General features: G+C 58.6%; 16 protein-coding genes. 8 read left to right on the top strand and 8 right to left on the bottom strand.

Going from position 1 to position 19728, the window contains the following annotated elements; all coding sequences use genetic code 11:
• The first annotated feature begins 1 nt into the window (after window position 1).
• Complete coding sequence (locus ACR0LI_RS03725; protein ID WP_480718030.1) at window positions 2-1072, top strand: agmatine deiminase family protein; 1071 nt, start codon at window positions 2-4, stop codon at window positions 1070-1072.
• An 18-nt stretch (window positions 1073-1090) separates the two neighbouring features.
• On the opposite strand, the gene ispG is transcribed toward ACR0LI_RS03725, so the two are convergent.
• From ispG to hemA, 3 genes are all read right to left on the bottom strand, one after another.
• Entirely contained in the window at window positions 1091-2212 is a 1122-nt protein-coding gene (ispG, locus tag ACR0LI_RS03720; RefSeq protein WP_480718029.1) for a flavodoxin-dependent (E)-4-hydroxy-3-methylbut-2-enyl-diphosphate synthase, read from the bottom strand.
• A gap of 71 nt (window positions 2213-2283) precedes the next feature.
• Window positions 2284-3489, bottom strand: coding sequence for a helix-turn-helix domain-containing protein (locus tag ACR0LI_RS03715; protein ID WP_480718028.1), 1206 nt, complete (start codon window positions 3487-3489; stop codon window positions 2284-2286).
• Window positions 3490-3618: 129 nt separating this feature from the next.
• Window positions 3619-4842 (bottom strand): 5-aminolevulinate synthase, encoded by a 1224-nt coding sequence (gene hemA, locus ACR0LI_RS03710; RefSeq protein ID WP_480718027.1) that lies wholly within the window; start codon window positions 4840-4842, stop codon window positions 3619-3621.
• Between the two features lie 325 nt (window positions 4843-5167).
• On the opposite strand from hemA, the gene ACR0LI_RS03705 reads away from it, so the two are divergent.
• On the top strand, window positions 5168-6553 hold the full coding sequence (locus ACR0LI_RS03705; RefSeq protein WP_171723079.1) for a dipeptidase: 1386 nt from the start codon (window positions 5168-5170) through the stop codon (window positions 6551-6553).
• A gap of 153 nt (window positions 6554-6706) precedes the next feature.
• Here the strand turns inward: ACR0LI_RS03705 and lpdA are convergent, their stop codons facing one another.
• A complete protein-coding gene (lpdA, locus tag ACR0LI_RS03700) occupies window positions 6707-8101 on the bottom strand; it encodes a dihydrolipoyl dehydrogenase (protein WP_171723078.1) in 1395 nt (464 codons plus the stop codon).
• A gap of 213 nt (window positions 8102-8314) precedes the next feature.
• Here lpdA and ACR0LI_RS03695 point away from each other — a divergent pair, with 213 nt between their 5' ends.
• Complete coding sequence (locus ACR0LI_RS03695) at window positions 8315-8749, top strand: hypothetical protein (RefSeq protein WP_480490426.1); 435 nt, start codon at window positions 8315-8317, stop codon at window positions 8747-8749.
• Window positions 8750-8795: 46 nt separating this feature from the next.
• On the opposite strand, the gene ACR0LI_RS03690 is transcribed toward ACR0LI_RS03695, so the two are convergent.
• The 4 genes from ACR0LI_RS03690 to ACR0LI_RS03675 form a co-directional block, all read right to left on the bottom strand.
• Window positions 8796-9371 (bottom strand): DUF924 family protein, encoded by a 576-nt coding sequence (locus ACR0LI_RS03690; protein WP_171631742.1) that lies wholly within the window; start codon window positions 9369-9371, stop codon window positions 8796-8798.
• A 109-nt stretch (window positions 9372-9480) separates the two neighbouring features.
• Window positions 9481-10752 carry an MFS transporter gene (locus ACR0LI_RS03685; RefSeq protein ID WP_171631739.1) on the bottom strand — a complete coding sequence of 424 codons (1272 nt, stop codon included), beginning with the start codon at window positions 10750-10752 and terminating at the stop codon, window positions 9481-9483.
• Between the two features lie 111 nt (window positions 10753-10863).
• Window positions 10864-11910 (bottom strand): tRNA preQ1(34) S-adenosylmethionine ribosyltransferase-isomerase QueA, encoded by a 1047-nt coding sequence (gene queA, locus ACR0LI_RS03680; RefSeq protein ID WP_171631735.1) that lies wholly within the window; start codon window positions 11908-11910, stop codon window positions 10864-10866.
• Between the two features lie 42 nt (window positions 11911-11952).
• Window positions 11953-15327: a YhdP family protein gene (locus ACR0LI_RS03675; protein ID WP_480718026.1), complete on the bottom strand. Its 3375-nt coding sequence runs from the start codon at window positions 15325-15327 to the stop codon at window positions 11953-11955.
• A gap of 80 nt (window positions 15328-15407) precedes the next feature.
• Here ACR0LI_RS03675 and ACR0LI_RS03670 point away from each other — a divergent pair, with 80 nt between their 5' ends.
• From ACR0LI_RS03670 to ACR0LI_RS03650, 5 genes are all read left to right on the top strand, one after another.
• Window positions 15408-15869, top strand: a complete 462-nt coding sequence (locus tag ACR0LI_RS03670) for a peroxiredoxin (RefSeq protein WP_171115431.1) — start codon at window positions 15408-15410, stop codon at window positions 15867-15869.
• Between the two features lie 60 nt (window positions 15870-15929).
• Complete coding sequence (locus ACR0LI_RS03665; protein ID WP_480718025.1) at window positions 15930-16772, top strand: ferritin-like domain-containing protein; 843 nt, start codon at window positions 15930-15932, stop codon at window positions 16770-16772.
• Between the two features lie 174 nt (window positions 16773-16946).
• Entirely contained in the window at window positions 16947-18278 is a 1332-nt protein-coding gene (locus ACR0LI_RS03660; protein WP_480718024.1) for a DUF5930 domain-containing protein, read from the top strand.
• The gene (locus tag ACR0LI_RS03655; protein WP_117868644.1) at window positions 18268-18768 is read left to right on the top strand and encodes a bactofilin family protein; all 501 of its coding nucleotides are present in this window, start codon (window positions 18268-18270) and stop codon (window positions 18766-18768) included. Before ACR0LI_RS03660 ends, ACR0LI_RS03655 begins: the two co-directional genes overlap by 11 nt.
• A 121-nt stretch (window positions 18769-18889) precedes the next feature.
• Window positions 18890-19699: a M90 family metallopeptidase gene (locus ACR0LI_RS03650; protein ID WP_480490435.1), complete on the top strand. Its 810-nt coding sequence runs from the start codon at window positions 18890-18892 to the stop codon at window positions 19697-19699.
• Window positions 19700-19728: the final 29 nt, after the last annotated feature.

Genomic DNA, 19728 nt, shown 5'->3' with positions numbered 1-19728 from the left:
CATGAAGCGGCGGGAATTTCTGGTGGCCGGAGGAGCGTTGGGTATGACGGGTTTCTCTGGCCAGTCTATTGCGCAGCCCGCGACCGGCTTCCACGTGCCGGCCGAAGACGCCCGGCATCATTGCACTTTCATGCAATGGCCGGTCAGCCGAACCGTCTATCGCGATCCCGTTTTTCTGGAAATGGTACAGGGGACCATTGCGGAAATCGCAAACACGATCTCTGCTTTTGAACTCGTCACAATGCTCGCCGGATCGGAACATCACGCAGATATCAGCAAACGGCTTTCTGCGGCGGTCGAGATCTGGGATGTCCCGACCGAAGATCTGTGGTGCCGGGACGCAGGCCCGGTCTTTGCGATCAACGACCGTGGCGCGCTTGCGGTCCAGCAGATCCAGTTCAATGGGTGGGGAGGAAAACAGGTTCACGCACATGATGCGAAAATTGCCGGCAGAGTGGCCGAAAGGCTGGGTCTGCCCCTGTTGCCGACCGGGCTGATCGGCGAAGCCGGTGGCGTCGAGCAGGATGGGCATAGGACGCTAATGGCGCATGAAAGCTCGTGGGTGAATGACAACCGCAATCCCGGCCTCACCCGGGACGAGATCGAAGCCCGGTTGTTGGCGGCCTTTGGGGCCAAACGCATGATCTGGTCCGAAGGTGTCTGGGGCGAAGACATCACCGACTATCACATTGACAGTCTGGCCCGGTTTACCGGCCCCGGTCGCGGCATCATCAACTTGCCGGATGAACCGCACAAAGATGATCCTTTCCACATGGCCGCGTTGGACACCCATGATCGTCTCATTGCCGCGGGCATCGACATGGACGTGATACCCGAGCCGCATATCCGCCGGGTCGAAAACCTGGATTTCGTGGCCTCTTATGCCAATTACTACGTCTGCAATGGCGGTGTGATTGTGGCCCGGTTCGGAGACTCGGAAACAGACAGGATCGCGTCGGAAACGCTTGCAAAACACCACCCCGGGCGTGAAGTCGTGACGCTTGACGTGGATGTGCTGGGAGAGCTGGGTGGCGGCATCCATTGCGCTACACAACAGATGCCCGGTTATTAAATGTCGTGAAGAAACAGGCTATTCAGCCGCTTCAGCCGCCGCATCCAGTTCTGCCGCCTTTTTCTCGACCTCTTCCACGATGTGATCGATCATCTGGTCGTTCGACATTTTGTGGCTGGCTTTGCCGGCCAGATAGACCATGCCGGACCCTGCACCGCCGCCGGTGAAACCAACATCGGTCATCAGCGCTTCGCCCGGGCCGTTGACCACGCAGCCGATGATCGACAGGGACATCGGCGTCTTGATGTGTTCAAGGCGATGTTCCAGCGCCTCGACGGTTTTGATGACATCAAAACCCTGTCGCGCGCAGGATGGGCACGAGATGATATTGACACCCCGATGACGCAGGCCAAGGGATTTGAGGATTTCAAAACCGACCTTGACCTCCTCCACCGGGTCAGCAGACAGGCTGACGCGGATCGTGTCGCCAATCCCCATCCACAGCAGGTTGCCTAGCCCGATGGCCGATTTGATCGTGCCGCTGACCAGCCCTCCGGCCTCGGTAATGCCCAGATGGATGGGGGCATCCGTCGCCTCGGCAATGCCCTGATAAGCCGCGGCCGACAGGAACACGTCGCTGGCCTTTACGCTGATCTTGAACTCGTGAAAATCATTGTTCTGAAGGATGCGGATATGTTCCAGCCCGCTTTCGACCATCGCTTCGGGGCACGGCTCGCCATATTTCTCAAGCAGGTGCTTTTCCAGGCTGCCCGCGTTCACGCCGATGCGGATCGAGCAGTTGTGGTCGCGCGCCGCCTGGATGACTTCTTTTACACGGGTTTCGTCTCCGATATTGCCGGGATTGATGCGCAGACAGGCAGCGCCTGCTTCGGCGGCCTCGATCCCGCGCCGATAGTGGAAATGGATGTCCGCAACGATGGGCACCGGGCTTTCGCGCACGATCTCTTTCAATGCCTTGGACGACGCCTCATCAGGAACCGAAACGCGAACGATGTCAGCGCCAGCCTCAGCCGCCGCCTGTACCTGCGCCACGGTCGCCGCCACATCGGTGGTCAGCGTGTTGGTCATGGTTTGAACGGCAATGGGTGCATCGCCACCGACGGGGACGTTGCCGACCATGATTTGACGGGATTTACGACGATAGATGTCGCGCCATGGGCGCACGTGATTGAGGGACATAAGGACGGATCCGCGTCTGCCTGAGTTGCGACTGTAGATAGTTCGGCAACAGGGTTATCGCAATGGCTAGATCACTCGGCGGGCGTTTCTGTCGCCTCGGTTTGCAGTTCCGCCACCAGTTGCTTGAGCGCACTGTTCTGTTCCGCCTCCAGATCGGCGACGGCATAGGCCTCGGACACGGCGTCTTTCGACAGAACGACACCCTTGGCGACCGTTCCCGGAGCACCCGCCGGGCCGTAATGTTCACCGTTCATCGCGAAATATACCGATCCCGACGCGCCCGCACGCAATGTCGGCGGTTCTTCCGTCAGGGGCACTTCGAATACACTGCCTTGCTCGACGGTTCCCAGTGTACCTTCGAAAATGACGCTGCCATCCGCAGCCGTCACGCGCATCCATGCCGGATCAACCGCCACGATCTTTAGCGTGGTATCGATCTGTTCGACCACTTGCGGCAGGGCCGGTTTTTCGACCGTGTGCAGTTCAGCCACTTCGAACTGCGGCAATTCGGGCGGGCGGAAGGTTCCAACCTCGCGCGGATCAAGCGTTGAGATCGGAGCATCCCGCGCAACCAGCACCGGAACATCCAGTGCCTGCGGACGATAGAGACGGTCCAGTGCTTCGGCGCTTGCCACTTCCGTAACATCATCTGACAATTTTCTGCGCACCGCATCCAGCGGATCCAGATCAGACAGAACCACCGGTGCTTGTTCAACCGGGCTGACCTGAACTTGCTGAATCTTGTTCAAAACAGCCCAACCGCCATAGCCGATGCCACCGATCACCGCGAGCAAAACCAGCGACGAGCCGATTGCGCGAGGTTCAATCTGGCTGACCAGAGACTCCTTGCCCGGAATATAGGGCGTATTGGGCGAAATGAACGGATCCCGCCCCATCGGGCCGCGCGCAGGCAGAGCCCCCGAAGGTTTCCGCACCACCGAGGCCTCTGCGGACATGCCATGCGCAACTTCAAATCCGCTTTCCTTGCAGAAAGACGCGAAGGTCTCATCAGGGTTCATACCCAGATAGCGCGCATAGGAACGCACATACCCGGCGATAAAGCCGGGTGTATCAAACGCATCGGGGTCGGCGTTTTCAATTGCAGCGATATAGTTGGCTTTGATCCGCAGCTCGCGCTGAACATCCAGAAGAGATTTGCCCATCGTTGCGCGTTCACCACGCATCTTGTCGCCTAGGCGAACTTCGTAGTCGTCAAACCCTTTTGGTCTGACATCTACGTCCTCTTCGGATTCGCGCTGAGATCTGCGCCCAATCATCCCTGCTGCCCCATTCTGCCTGTCGCGTATTTCGCGTAAGTGGCGAATCATCCCCAGAATGATTCGTCTACTCGTTTTGTTAGCGTAAGCTTAACACGCGGCAAACTCGTTGCACACTTTGGCGTTAGGTTATCCGGCAAGTTCGGCGCGATTTAGCGCACAATGTGACCAAAGTTCGTCCATCGCCTGCACCAGACGGTTCATTTCGTCGGGTCCATGCACCGGAGACGGGGTAAAACGCAGACGCTCGGTTCCGCGCGGGACGGTCGGGAAATTGATCGGTTGCACGTAAATGCCATAATCGTCCAGCAGCATATCGCTGAGCTTCTTGGTGTGCACCGGATTGCCGACGATCACAGGCACGATATGGCTGCCGTGGTCGATCAGCGGAAGGCCCATTCCCTTCAGCCGCAGCTTGAGGATCTTCGCCTGAGTCTGGTGCTGCTCGCGCAGCTCAGACGCGGTCTTCAGGTGCGCAACGGATGCAGCAGCCCCTGCGGCAACCGCCGGCGGCAACGATGTCGTAAAGATAAAGCCCGGCGCATAAGACCGCACGGCATCGCACATCTTTGCGCTGGCGGCGATATAGCCCCCCATGACGCCATAGGCCTTGGCCAGAGTGCCATTAATGATGTCGATCCGATGTGCCAGCCGGTCACGCTCGGTCACGCCGCCACCGCGCGGGCCATACATGCCCACCGCGTGCACTTCGTCGATATAGGTCAGTGCACCGAATTCATCTGCCAGATCGCAGATTTCTTCGATCGGACCAAAATCACCGTCCATCGAATAGACAGATTCAAAGGCGATCAGCTTGGGTGTGGCGGGATCGTCCGCCTCAAGCAATTCGCGCAGATGCGCCACGTCGTTATGACGGAAGATGCGCTTGGCCCCGCCGTTTCGGCGCACCCCTTCTATCATCGAAGCATGGTTCAGCGCGTCAGAATAGATGATCAGCCCCGGAAACAGCTTGGGCAGCGTGCTGAGCGTGGCGTCGTTGGCGATATACGCGCTGGTGAACAAAAGCGCGGCTTCCTTGCCATGCAGATCTGCCAGCTCGGCCTCGAGCCGTTTGTGATAGACCGTTGTCCCCGAGATGTTGCGCGTACCGCCCGACCCGGCACCTGCGGCTTCGACCGCCTCGTGCATTGCGTTCAGAACAACAGGGTGCTGGCCCATGCCCAGATAGTCATTGCCGCACCATACGGTGATGTTCTGCTGCGAGCCGTCCGGGCGCGTGCGCACCGCGTGCGGAAAATGACCGTTGCGACGTTCGATATCGATAAAGGTCCGGTAACGTCCTTCGTCATGCAGCCTGGCAATCGCTGAATCGAGCTGAGCAGTATAGTCCAACGGACCCTCCTTGAATGCCCGTTTCCGGTTTCCCTTGGGCAATTAGTCTGCCACATCCCACAGCTTAACCTGTATCAGCAGCTTTGTGTTACTTTATTCAGCTGGTTACAGCCGAACAGGTGAACCCAACTTTGATTTGCATCAAATATAAGTTTGCAATGCTCACGGCAAGTAGAGTTCCGGCTATCGGACGCGTGGAAACGACGCAGCCCGCGCAACGTCATTCGCGGGCTCGTGATTGCATGAACAATTCAGATCAACCGCTCTGGACGGCGCTGTCAACGCTGCTAGGGTTCGCCCGAACACTGACAAGCAGGAGATCCCCATGTCGCTAGACACCGTGCTGAACCGGATTGACGAAGATCTGCAAACCTCGATCGACCGCCTGATGGAGCTGCTGCGCATCCCTTCGATCTCAACCGATCCCGCGTACAAGGCCGACGTCAGCCGTGCAGCCGACTGGCTGGTTGCCGACCTCAACAGTATCGGAATTGCAGCAGAAAAACGGGAAACTCCGGGGCACCCGATGGTCGTAGGCCATGTGGGCGAGGACTCGGATGCACCCCATATCCTGTTTTATGGCCATTATGATGTGCAACCTGTCGATCCGTTGAACCTTTGGACGCGCGACCCGTTCGACCCCGCAATCGAAGATACCGAGCACGGCCCCGTTATCCGCGGGCGCGGCGCATCGGACGACAAAGGTCAGTTGATGACATTCGTCGAAGCCTGCCGCGCCTGGAAAGCGGTGCACGGATCCCTGCCCTGCCGCATCACCTTCTTCTTTGAAGGCGAAGAGGAATCCGGCTCACCCTCTCTGGTCCCCTTCCTCGAAGAAAACGCGGCCGAACTCAAAGCGGATCTGGCGCTGGTTTGCGATACATCCATGGTATCGCGAGGTGTTCCGTCGATTGCCGCGCAGCTGCGCGGCATGCTGAAGGACGAGTTCACCATCATCGGGCCCCGCATCGATCTGCACTCCGGCCATTACGGTGGCCCGGGGCTGAACCCGCTGCGCGAGCTGTCGAAAATCGTTGCCTCATTCTATGATGACGAAACCGGACGTGTCGCGGTCGATGGTTTCTATGAAGGCGTTCATGAAGTGCCCCAGGACCAGCTGCGCCAGTGGCAGAATTGCGGCTTCGACGAAGCGGATTATCTGAATTCTGTCGGCTATACCCAGCCGCACGGCGAAAAAGCCTATTCGACGCTCGAACAACAATGGGCGCGCCCGACACTTGAGGTGAACGGGCTGTGGGGCGGATACAATGGCGCAGGCTCGAAAACCGTTATCCCTTCGGAAGCGCATTGTAAAATCACGTGCCGACTGGTCGGCGACATGGACCCCGACGCGCTGCGCAGCAATATCCGCAAACATGTCGAGGATCGCCTGTCCCCGGATGCAAAAGTTGTCTGGGACAACGATCTGGAAGGTTCGCCCGCTTCGGTCATGAATATCGATCGCCCGGAATTCGAAGCCGCGCGCAAAGCACTGTCGGACGAGTGGGACCGCGAAGCGGTGTTTACCGGCATGGGCGGCTCGATCCCCGTCGTCGGGTATTTCAATACCGTTCTGGGGCTGGATTCGATGCTGGTCGGCTATGCCAACGAGGATGACGCCATCCATTCGCCGAATGAGAAATACGACGTCAAAAGCTTCCACAAGGGTATCCGTTCTTGGGCCCGCATTCTGGATGCTTTGAACCAGTAACGGATTTCAGCGAGGCTCTGCCTCGCGCTCCGGGATATTTGCCGCCAGATGAATAAAGGATCCCTTGTTCATCTGGCCCAAAATATCCCGGGGGAGCCGCGCGCAGCAAGGCGGGGGCAGAGCCCCCTGCCCGACCGCAACACGCGTATGACGTTACATATGGATCACGCGACCATACGCATCCAACACGCTTTCATGCATCATTTCTGACAGAGTCGGGTGCGGGAAGACCGTGTTCATCAGGTCTTCTTCGGTGGTCTCCAGCTGCCGCCCAACCACATAGCCCTGAATCAGTTCCGTGACTTCCGCGCCAATCATATGGGCCCCCAGCAATTCGCCTGTCTTGGCGTCGAACACGGTTTTGATCAGACCTTCCGGTTCGCCCAGAGCAATGGCCTTACCGTTGCCGATGAAGGGGAAGCGACCGACTTTGATGTCGTAACCCAGCTCTTTGGCCTTGGCTTCGGTATATCCCACCGAGGCCACCTGCGGCTGACAATAGGTACATCCGGCGATGCTTTCGGGCTTGACCGGATGCGCATGCTGGCCCGCGATCAGATCGGCAACCATGACACCTTCGTGGCTGGCTTTATGTGCAAGCCAGGGCGCGCCCGCGATGTCACCGATCGCATAAAGGCCATCGACGCCGGTGCGGCAATATTCATCCGTCACCACATGCGTGCGGTCGATCTTGACGCCCAGTGCCTCGAGCCCGAGGTTTTCGACATTCCCAACAATCCCGACAGCCGAGATAACGGTGTCGAACTCGTGCTTTTCAACCTTGCCCTTGACCTCGATATGAGCGGTGACCTTGCCCTTGCCGCGATCCAACTGCTTGACCATGGCTTTTTCCATGATGGTCATGCCTTGCTTGATGAAGGCTTTCTTGGCCAAGGCACTGATTTCCGCATCCTCCACGGGCAACACGCGGTCCATCACCTCGACCACCGTCGTGTCGGCCCCCAGCGTGTTGTAGAAACTCGCAAATTCGATGCCGATCGCGCCCGAGCCGATGACCAGCAGTTTCTTTGGCATCCGGGGCGGTTGCAGCGCGTGCTTGTACGTCCAGACCAGATCGCCGTCAGCCTCGAGACCGGGCAGTTCGCGGGCCCGTGCGCCGGTTGCAAGAATGATGTTCTTGGCCGTCAGTTCTTCGGTGCCCTTGTCGGTCTTGACGCTGACCTTGCCTTTTGCGGGGATTGTTGCCTCACCCATCACCACGGCGACTTTGTTCTTTTTCAGCAGATGGCCGATGCCGCCCGAAAGCTGCCCGGCAACACCACGGGACCTCTTGACGACCGCGTCCAGATCGTAACCGATCTTGTCGGCCTTCAATCCGAAATCCTTGGCGCGTTCCATCAGATGGAACACTTCGGAGGACCGCAGCAATGCCTTGGTGGGAATGCACCCCCAGTTCAGGCAGATGCCACCAAGGTGCTCGCGCTCGACCACGACGGTTTTCAGACCAAGCTGGGCCGCACGGATGGCGGCGACATAGCCACCGGGGCCAGCTCCGATTACGATCAGATCATAGGATTGTGCAGCCATGTGTTCCTCTCGGCGCAGGTGGTGAAAATTTAGTTTACCATTAAACTATTTCCAGAAACGCATCAACACGCCTTCCCGCGACAAATGAGACGCAAGGTAAACCATGCCTGAATGTGCGGATTTCAGCCTATACCCCGGCCCGCGCTATGGCTAGAACGGAACTGCCGACGCCGCTCGGACATTCGTGAAGACATTGAATTCAAGGGGTTTACCATGGCCAAAACACTGAAAGATCTCGCGCTTGCTCTGCTTAACGCAACTTTGATACTTGTGGCGCTTTGCTTGTTTTTAGGCTGGAAGCTGGCATCGAAAGTCGAAAGCGTCTCGGCAGAATTCTCAGCGGCCGTACAGGTTCTTGCCCCTTTTCGGGATGAGGCGAAGGGCATTCGGGGCGAACTTTCCGCGTTGCGTGACGATTTGGCGACGCTGATGAGGGAAAACCAAGTTACGGACAGTCAAACCGCTCAAAATATCCAGGCAACATTGCGACGCCTGAACGCGGTTGACCAAAAGCTACAAACAGCGCAGGAGCGATTCACAGAACTTGCGGAGACACCAGAGGTTCTGATCGCCCAAGCCATACAGGCCGGAGCAGACATCGCATCCGAACGCGTCCTGGCGTTCAAAGGATGTGAGCCGGGATCCTGAAGCGCCCCGCGCGAACAACCGAGGCGAACAACATGTATCAGCGATCTCAGGCCATCGCTTGCAGTTGTCGTACGGTGCTGCCATAGCCGCCCATGTCGACGTAAGCCACTTCATGGGGGGTTGAGCTGCGCGACAGTGCTTTGTTCCGGTAAGGGAAACGACCGAACTTGCGGATCACTTCACGATGCGCACGGGCGTGCAGCAGATTGCTTGTATCGCCGCTTAGGTTCTGACAGATCAGACGCACGCAGCGTTCCTGATCACACAGATTTTCCGAATGCATCATCGGCAGGTAAAAGAACTGCCGGGCCGGTTCATCGATCTTCTTGTCCCAACCTCTGTCCACCGCGCATTTGGCAGCCGCCAGGGCCGCTCGGTCCGTCGCGAAAGCACGCGCTTGCCCGCGGAACATGTTGCGTGGAAATTGGTCCGTCAAAATTATGTAAGCCAGTGACCCGCTGGGATAGGTCAGCCAGAGCGAAAACTTGCCCTCGGCCGCAGCCTCCCACGTTGATTGAAAACGTGCGCGGATTTCTGAATCCAGCGCTTCATCCTCACTGTACCAGCCCTTTGGACCCACCTCATCTAACCAAAAACTCAATACTTCTTCAGGCGTTACCATTGCCTTAAACTCCGTCTTGTGCCCGTAGTCTGGACGTAACGTCATTTAAGGCCGTTTTGCAGAACTGTTACAGTAACATATTGCAACACTTGCGACATAATCCTGTGTCCTAGGCATCTTCCTGCTCAGCCTGTTCGGCCTCGGCGGCTTCGATGGCGACTTCCTGTGCCACTTCAAACGCAACTGGCGAAGCTGTTGGATACAGCGTCGACATTGTGCCGGTTTCGTCCACGGGTATCGATGCCCGCTGCGTCGTCCGATACAGGGCGTAAAGTGCCATTGCGAGTAACAGTGCCGCAATAAAGAGAAAAAAGCCCGGTGGCCCGAATACGGCATCCCCCATCAGCCATCCGGTGATCACCGGCCCGGCAATCGCGCCCAGACCGTTGATGAATACCAGCCCACCGGATGCGGCCGCCATATCCTCGTGATCCAGAAAGTCATTCGCATGCGCAATCAGCAAGGAGTAAAGCGGGTTGGACATACCGCCGATCAGGAAAGCCGAAGCAAGCAGAATTGGAAACGATCCGCCCATCATCATAGCGATCGTTGCGCCACCGGCACCGGCGAGCGCCACAAGCAAGATCAGAAAGCGGCGATCCATACGATCAGAAAACCAGCCCAAAGGGTATTGCAAGACCACCGCACCAACATAAAACGCTGCAACGAAGGTCGAAATTTCAACTAGCGACAACCCTGCCCGGGCGCCATACACCGCCGCCATGCCGAACTGCGCCGAAAACACGCCCCCCAGAAGAAACATGCCCACGCAGCCCAGAGGCGAGGTTTCCAGTAGTTTCTTCAGGGTCATCGGTTTGGTGGTATCAAAGGCCGGTGTGGGCGAGATTGACAGCAAAATCGGTGCGAAGGACACTGAAACCAGGATCGAGGCGATCACAAAGGTCTCGTAACCGGCCGGGTCACCAACAAGAACAAGCGCCTGCGCACTGATGATCCCCGTCATCTGGACGATCATATAGAGCGACAGCGCCTGCCCGCGATTTTCGTTGCTGGCCGCATTGTTGAGCCAGCTTTCGGCGGTGACATAGACGCCCGAAAAACAGAACCCGATCACCACCCGGCCCAGAATCCATGCGATCGGGTTTGTCAGCATGGGATACATAATCATCACGGCTGAAATGAACGACGCAAGGGCCGCAAAGACCCGCACGTGGCCAACACGCCGGATCATCTCGGGCGCAAGGCGTGAGCCGCCCAGAAAGCCCAGGAAATAAGCCGACATGACAAAAGACATCTCGAAGGTCGAAAAGCCTTCGATCTCACCCCGCACACCCAGAATCGTGCCCTGAAGGCCGTTTCCGACCATCAGCAACCCCATGCCGAGCAGCAGCGCCCATGCGCTGGAAAGGACCTGAATCATTGGGGCCTCCGACTAATGCCAACCTGTTTTTAATGTCGTTCTGCGATCAAAGACCGCCTGCGTCGCGCTTGTCTACGACATTCCCGATCCGTGATACTGTTTCCGCGCCTCTCAAGGGAACAAAAGCGACGCGTCGCCATAGGAAAAGAACCGGTATTTCCGGGCGATGGCATGCGCGTAGACATCGCGCATCCGATCCTGTCCCATCAGTGCCGAAACCAGCATGAGCAACGTGGATTTCGGCAGATGAAAATTGGTCATCAATGCGTCAGTGACATGGAATTCAAAACCGGGATAGATGAAGATATCCGTTTCGCCTTCCCAGGGTTCAATCTTTCCTGACCTTGCCGCACTTTCGATCAGGCGCAAAGCCGTTGTCCCTACCGGGATCACCCGCCCGCCGGCGACCTTGGTTGCCTGTATCTCGGCGGCGGCGCCGGGGCTTACCTGCCCCCATTCAGCATGCATCTTGTGTGTTGTGACATCCTCAACCTTGACCGGAAGAAAAGTTCCTGCCCCCACATGAAGCGTCACATGCGTGAAGCTTACCCCCCGTTTTGCCAGCGCCCGCATCAGCGCCTCATCGAAATGCAACGATGCGGTCGGGGCGGCCACGGCGCCTGAATGATTTGCCCAGATGGTCTGATAGTCCGTCTTGTCCCGTTCATCAGCCGGACGTTTGGCTGCGATGTAGGGCGGCAAAGGCATTGCTCCGGCCTGATCCAGCGCCGCGTCGAAATCCTCGCCGCTGAGATTGAAGCGCAGATGCGCCTGGCCATCCGCAACCCTGTCCAGCGTGGCGCTGAGATCGTCCGAGAAGACAATCTCTTCCCCAAGCTTCACCTTCTTGAGCGGCTTGATCAACGCAGACCACGTGCCATCGGCCTGTGGATCCAGCAAAGTGGCCTCGATCCCTGCGGAAACCGGCCCCTGCGCGCTGTCTCGGTGACGCCGGCCGTTCAGTCGCGCCGGAATAACCCGTGTGTCATTCAACACCAGCCGGTCGCCGGGCCGCAAGAAATCGGGCAGGTCGAAAACATGGCTGTCCGTGATTGCATCCCCCTGCGCCACCAGCAAACGCGCAGAGGAACGCGGGCTGGCCGGCCGCGTGGCGATCAGGTCTTCGGGCAGATGGAAATCAAAATCGCTGAGTTTCATGCCCGCGCCTTACAACCCTGCATCAGATTCGGCCATATCCTGTCATCGGTCACTTGGGGATGAGCCGAATGTGCGTTTGGGTTCATCCGGCTTCTGCGGCACTGCGTTCGGACCATCCTGAACTTTGGGGGCCGGGGCGCGCATCAGGTCGCGCAGGAACAGAGGTGCGAGACCGGACAACGGATTTACCGACACTTTGGGCGAGGCAAGCGGGCCGGTCAGAGTGTAGTTGAAGCCAAAAACGCCTTCACCCTTGCGCGTAAACACGCTGCCAACTGCGTTGAGCAGGTATATGGGCGAGATCGCACCGCGCAGGTTCAGCAATCCGTTCACCGTGTCGATGGTGCCATCAAAAGACAGGCCCATCGACGGGCCGACGGCACTGCCGCTGAGCACTTTGATGTCTGTGGGGGTGACACGCATCCGGCTATCGATTGCTGCAAAAAAGATACCCTGCCCCGCCATTTCATCCAACAAGCCCACAAGACTGATGGCATTCAGCAAGGCCGCCATGGCCGGGGCGTCGGTGATCCGTGTGTTGGTGATTCTCAGTATCACGTCATAGCTGCCGGCTGCGGCCACAGGTTCGAGCTTGAGGGTCATTTCTCCGCCCCGCGCCTGTGTCAGTACTCCGGCCGATCGCAGCACGGACCCCGCATCTTGCGACGTCAGGTCAACGGCACTTCGGTTCCCTCTGGGGCTGACCTGCCCCCTGACCGGCGCGCCACCATTGACCTGCGCGGTGAAGTTCCCTTGTATTCCGCCGGTCGTCTGAAAGGCACCCTGGAACCCGGTCAGCGCGACGGTTTCCGTAACCTGAAGGCGATCCAGCGTCACGTCCAGTTTCGGCCCGGCACCGCCCCCGCCGCCCGATCCGCCGCTTTCGCCGAAATTCGCGCGGCCCATATCAAGGACGCCGCCAAGCACACGGATATCCGGCATGGCGTTTCCGCGCCCGATCAGCTCTGCCGGGACCGCCAGCCAATCGCCCAGGTCAAAAGAGGTGAAGCGAACCCGGTCATATTCGCCGTTTTCACGAAACGTGATGGAGGCTGTTGTACGCAAACCCGCTGCATTTATGCGCAGGCTATCCACCTTCAACTGCGACCCCAAAGTCGCCTCGGCCGTCAGAGAGCCGGTCGAATTGGCCCCCTTTCTCCAACCAAGTTCGGGTATGGCTAGCGCGACACCCTGCAAATCGGACGTGACGGACAATTTCGGGGCAACCCCGGCGCCGAGCCCCAACGTGATATCTGCAATCCCTTTGCCGGTCAGCATCCCCGGAGGCAGACCGGCGCCGATCTCATCCATCAATCGCGGCGACAGCTCGATCTGACCGGTCAGGGTGCTTCGCTGTTCAGACTTGCCGTCTATCGGCTGCCGCCAGAGCGCCGTCAGCGGTACGTCCCCGAACTGCCCCTGCCCCTGAATCTGAACGCCGGACTGATCACCAAAAAGGGCCAGAAGATCAGCACTGATGTCAAATCCGGGCACCAAGCGGTCACTGAACAGGTTGGCCAACCTTCCGTCGAAATGGAACTCGGTCTCGTCAAACTTGAGACCCTTTTTCAAGGGCAGGGAAAGGGTTCCCGCAAGCGACACCGTTCCTTTTGCCACATCAACGGGTAACCCCGCCTTGCTGAGCAATTCCAGCGGAGGCCGGTCCAACAAAGACAACGCGGCCGTCACGCTGCCTTTGGCCTGAATGCGCGCAATCGCCGGCGCGGATTTCTTGATATCCGTATCGGGTATGATGAAGGACGTCCCCGACGCATCAACAGCACCGCCGTCATCCGCAATCACAACGCCCTGCTGCGCAGTGACGGTAAAGCGTTGATTGAGCAAGCTGGCCTGACCCTGAGCGTTTTCGATCGGCGGCAGGGTTTTGACAAATCGGACCTTCGCCTTTTCAAACCCGAAATCCAGATAGAGATCGGGTTTGGATCCGGGCAGCAGGCGCAGGGCAAAATCCATATCCGACAGAACCCCTTCGTACAGGTTTTCGGTCACCCACTCTCGCGGTTTCGGGGCCAGACGTTCGGGCCAGTAACTGAGCACCTTGTCTGAGGTCATCTGATCCAAATGGGCATCCAGCTTGACGGCCCAACCATCCGGCCGCCCGGTCAGGACACCAAAGGCACGCACCGTGTGACCCGGATCTTCTATGGTCATCTGACCCAGATTCAGCTGGAACGGATTGAGGGCCATCTTGAAATCCAGACTGGCCCGCGAAAGCTGAATAGGCTGCGGGAACAGGTTTGCCGGGTTTACGTTGATACCGGACAGCCGCAACTGTGCAGACAGGCTGTCCAGCACGCCATCTTCCACACCTTCCAGAAACGCCTTTCCGTCAGCCTGTACTTCACCCCAGGCCGAGACCACCGAAACTTCGTTGAAATTCAGGATCTGGCCTTCGGGATCATAGGTGAAATAGGTGCGCGCTGCTTCGAAAGGAACCGGGCGTGTTTCCGGGTTTGGCTGCACCGCCCCCGCCCCCAGATTCAGCGTGGCGTACAAGGTTCCTATCGCGCCGTTTTCATCGACACCACCGCGCAAGGCACCCGAGATCGGGGCCCGCAGAACCTGCAACCAGGCAAGTGCGGGCGTTTGGCCCGCGATGTCCTCGGCCGGAAGATCGGTGACCGAGATTCCGAAATGTGCGGCAGGTGTGCCCAGAACGCTTGTATAATTGGCCTCGATGGCACTGACATAGTCACGCCCCGCCAGAACCGAAAACCCGGTTGCCAAGCGCACTTCGTTGCCGGCTCGGTTGGCTTGAATATGCCCACCGTCCAGAATCCAGGACCGCTCCTGCCGAAGATCACGATAATCCAGTGTGATCGCATCAAGCTCGACCGAGGTCAGCGCCGACAGGGCCGGAGACAGGAAGACCTGATCCGAAGCCTCGATAAGCTGTGCCAGGTTCGGGGCCTCCTGCACCGGTGCGCTGCCGGACCCGACCGTAAGGCTCAGCGCCCCGTCCTTGTCCCGGGTCACGGCGACCTGCGCACCCCTCAGAATTATCCTTTTGGGACGAACGTGCCCCCGCAACAAGGGGCGCATCGCCAGACTGGCGCGCATGTCGGACACCTGCGCAATTTGCCGACCCTCAGCGTCGCTGATGGCCACATCGGTCAGACGCAGACGGGGTCGCCATCCCTCGTGAATGATGAAACTCACGTCGCCAAACCGGATTTGCAGCCCGCCCAATGCCTGTTCAAGCCGCGCCTCGACCCTGTCCCGCAGCCAAACGGGTGCGTGCATTCTTTGCCCGACAACCATGAAACCGGTGAACAGCGCCAGCAACACCAGCACGAAAGTGCCGCGCATGGCCCACAGACCAGCGGCCCGACGGCGAGACCGACGGCGCGCGGGCTTATCCGGCTGTGCTCCGTCACCGTCTTCGTGCTGCTTCAAATTGCTATCCACGCCTTCCAACCCGCACGCGTTGCCCTATGATATCAGGCAGCCTTTAAAAACCTTTAGCGGAGTTTCCAATGCCCGACGTTTCAGACATCGCCCCTGACTTCACTTTGCCGCGCGACGGCGGCGGCGAGGTGACGCTTTCGGCGTTGCGCGGTAGCACCGTGGTTCTGTTTTTCTACCCCCGCGATGATACGCCGGGCTGCACCAAGGAATCCATCGGTTTCTCGGAACAACTTCAGGCCTTTGCCGATGCGGGCGCACAAGTTTTCGGCATCTCGCGCGACAGCGTCGCCAAACATGACAAATTCGTCGCCAAGCATGGGCTGACCACACCGCTGTTGTCGGATGAGAGCTCGACCGTCTGTGAAGACTACGGCGTGTGGGTCGAAAAAAACATGTATGGGCGCAAATCGATGGGGATCGAACGTTCGACTTTCATCATCGACCCCGAAGGCAAAATTGCCCGCGTTTGGCGCAAGGTCAAAGTTCCCGGCCACGTGGACGAGGTGCTGGAAGCCGTGCGCGCGCTGTAACGTCCTCGACCACGGTCGCCATCCGGTTTAAGAGCCACAGGATCAACAAGGCGGAGAATAATGGTGTCCAAATCGCTGACTCAGATGGCGACCGAAGTTCTTGCAAAGGCGGAAGGTCGGGAAAAGACCGCCCTGTCCAAACAGCACGCCGTAGCGTGGTTTGCCTCGCGCAAGGGCGACGCGCCCCCGATCGAGATCGGTACGGCATCTCCCCCATTGCGACCCGCGCGCCCGGAACGGCCCGAACTCCTGTCTCCGCGCGAGGTGCCAAAGCGCAAACCGGGCACCGAGGCGGGCCGCATCGCCCTTTTGCACGCCGTGGCGCATATCGAACTGAACGCCGTCGATCTGCATTGGGATATCATTGCCCGCTTTGGCCATGTGCCGATGCCGATCGGGTTTTATGACGATTGGGTAAAATGCGCCGAAGAGGAATCGCGCCATTTCGAGATGGTCTGCGATTGCCTGGAACAGATGGGCAGCCACTATGGCGCCTTGCCCGCCCATGCGGGCATGTGGCGCGCGGCCGAAGACACCGCAGACGACCTGATGGGACGGCTTGCGGTCGTGCCGATGGTGCTCGAAGCGCGTGGTCTGGATGTGACCCCCGGCATGATCGAGATTTTTCGCAAGGCCAAGTCTGAACAGGCCATCGCGGCGCTTGAGGTGATCTATGCCGAAGAAGTCGGCCATGTCGCTTATGGGTCCAAGTGGTTTCACTTCCTGTGCGGCCGTGAAAACACGGACCCCAAGGATGTGTTTCACGCATTGGTACGCCGGTATTTCCACGGCGTCCTCAAACCACCCTTCAACGAGGAAAAACGGGCCGAGGCCGGGTTGCCGCCCGATTTCTACTGGCCGCTGACCGAAGACCTGCCCACGCCCGGGGGAATCCCAAACTGACGCCTCAAGATTGTTTTCGGCAATTTCCCGCCGATCTTTGGGGGGATTTCTACGCAGTTGGCGCCGGACTGATCAACAAACTTGCCCGAACGCTGCCTGCCCTTTATGCAGTCGGCCCAAGGAGCGGCCGGCACCCACAACCGGTCCCGATCTTGGGGATGAGAGGTAGGACGCGTGCGAACACGTCTGGCAATAAAAATACACTCCGCATTTGAACGGTACTTTCCGGAACGCCGGGTTTTTCTGAAGTCTGACAAAGATACACGTTTTATCCGTCTCAGCTCGGAAACGCAGGTGGTCGCGGTGGCCGGTGTTGCCGTCATGGTCGGATGGACCGCGGTAGCAACTGCCATTCTGCTGATGGACAGCATTGGTTCGGGCAACTTCCGGGAACAGGCGAAACGCGACCAGGCAACCTATCAAGAACGATTGAATATCCTGTCCGCAGAACGCGACGCCCGTGCGCAGGAAGCGCTCGCCGCTCAGGATCGTTTCAATGCCGCGCTGGAACAGATATCCGCCATGCAGTCCGAACTGCTGGCTTCGGAAAACCGCCGTCGCGAACTTGAGACGGGGATCGAAGTCATTCAGACCACGCTGCGCACCACCATGAAACAGCGCGAAGATGCGCGGAAGGAACTGGCGGCGCTGAAGCAGGAAAACAGCAAGGCTGACATGTACGTAACGACCTCCAGCGCGCCGGTACAGATGGCCTTCATGACGGATGCTCTGGCGCGCACGGCCGAGGAACGCGATCAGATCGCCGCCGACGCCCGAGAGGCACTGGACCAGCGCGATGATCTTGAGCTGGAAATCCGCCTTATGCAGGAACGCAGCGACGAGATTTTCCGACAGCTGGAAGAGGCCATGGTGATCTCGGTCGAGCCGCTGGACAAGATGTTCCGTCAGGCGGGAATGCCAACAGACCGCATCATCGAAGAGGTCCGGCGCGGATATAGCGGTATGGGCGGTCCGCTGACCCCTTTATCCCTTAGCACGCGCGGTGAGGTGGACGAGGTGTCCGCCGAGGAAGCCCGCGCGAATACATTGCTGAAACAGATGGATCAGCTGAACCTTTACCGACTTGCTGCGGAAAAGGCCCCCTTTGCCAATCCCGTACATTCGGCCGTGCGTTTTACCAGCGGCTATGGCAGCCGGCGCGACCCCAAAACCGGTGGTCGCCGGATGCATAACGGGGTCGATTTTGCCGGGCCGCAAGGCACGGATATCTTTGCGACCGCAGACGGCGTCGTTACCCACGCAGGCTGGCAATCCGGTTTCGGACGGCTTGTGAAAATCAAGCACGCATTCGGAATTGAGACACTTTACGCTCATAACACCAAGATCAACGTGAAGGTTGGTCAAAGGGTCTCGCGCGGGGATCATATTGCTGATATGGGTAGCACCGGACGGTCGACCGGCACGCATCTGCACTATGAGGTGCGCGTGAACGGAAAACCCGTAAACCCAATGACTTACATCAAGGCTGCGAGAAATGTTTTCTAAAAGCAAAATCAACGAGCCCGCATCCAAGGCACCCGAGGCGGCCAAACCAGCCGCTCCGGCGACCCCAGCGGCCCCTGCACCGACCGAGTCGAAACCTGCCACTGCACCCAAGCCCAAACCGCCTGCGTCGGTTTTGTCTTCGGATCTGCACATCACTGGCAATATCAAAACCTCTGGTGACATACAGGTGGAAGGCACAGTCGAAGGCGACATCCGCGCTCACCTTCTGACCATTGGTGAGTCGGCAACGATCAAAGGTGAAGTCACCGCAGATGACGTCGTGATCAACGGACGTATCGTGGGTCGCGTACGTGGTCTCAAGGTGCGTCTGACATCGACCGCACGTGTCGAAGGCGACATCATCCACAAGACCATCGCCATCGAAAGCGGAGCGCATTTCGAAGGATCCGTACAGCGGCAGGACGATCCGCTGAATCCGGGCCGCAGCGCCAAAGCCGGATCGAACCCGGCAGCAGACGTCAAGCAGTAATTCGACCCATCAGGTCAGATCGGAAACGCCGCGGGGAGACCCGAGGCGTTTCTTTTTTGCACCGCAGCCTGTATCCGGGAAACCTGTTTTGATCCCGCCGGGATCACGTTAGGGTCGGGCCATGTTGATTTTTCTGACACTTGTTGCGGTGGTCGCCACAGGTCTGGCCTTTTACTTCTGGTCCAAACGACAGGCGCGCCACGCCCTGTTGGCCGCGCCGTTGACTGACAAGCAACGGCAGCTTGTCGACGCTCAGGTCCCGATCTTGCGGAAACTGCCGCAAGGCCTGCGCGCAAAGCTGGAGGGCAAGATCAACCTGTTCCTTGATCAGGTTGAATTCATTGGGTGTGACGGCCTGGACGTTTCCGAAGACATGCAACTGTCCATCGCCGCGCAAGCCTGTCTGCTGGTTGTGAATACCGATCTCTGGTATGACAATCTGACCACCATCCTGATCTATCCCAGCGCATTCAAATCCAGACAGAGCCGGCACAGCGGCTATGTCGTCACCGAGAAGGAAATCGTGCGCACAGGGGAAAGCTGGAACCGCGGCCCGGTGATCCTGTCCTGGGCGCATAGCCAGCGCGGAGCCATGAACGATCATGACGGCCAAAATGTTGTGTTTCACGAATTTGCCCATCAGATCGACGATCTGACAGGGTCGGCCAACGGAGTGCCCGTACTTAGCGACGACCAAAGCTTTTCAGAATGGGAATCCTCATTCCTGACAGCCTATGACGCGCATGTACGCGCCGTTGAATCCGGGCAGCCAACCGTAATCGACCCTTATGGCGCGGAAGGGCACGAGGAGTTTTTCGCCGTTTCGGTTGAAGTGTTCTTTGAGCGGCCAAAGGCCCTGCGCAGGTCGGACCCGGAGGTTTACAAGCAACTGTCCAAGCTGTTTCACCTGGATCCTTCTCAATGGCACTAAGGCTTTGCGACCCCTGGTGCGCGGGTGCC

Source organism: Ruegeria sp. CL7 (assembly GCF_056536445.1).
This window is presented reverse-complemented; position numbering and strand designations above follow the sequence as displayed.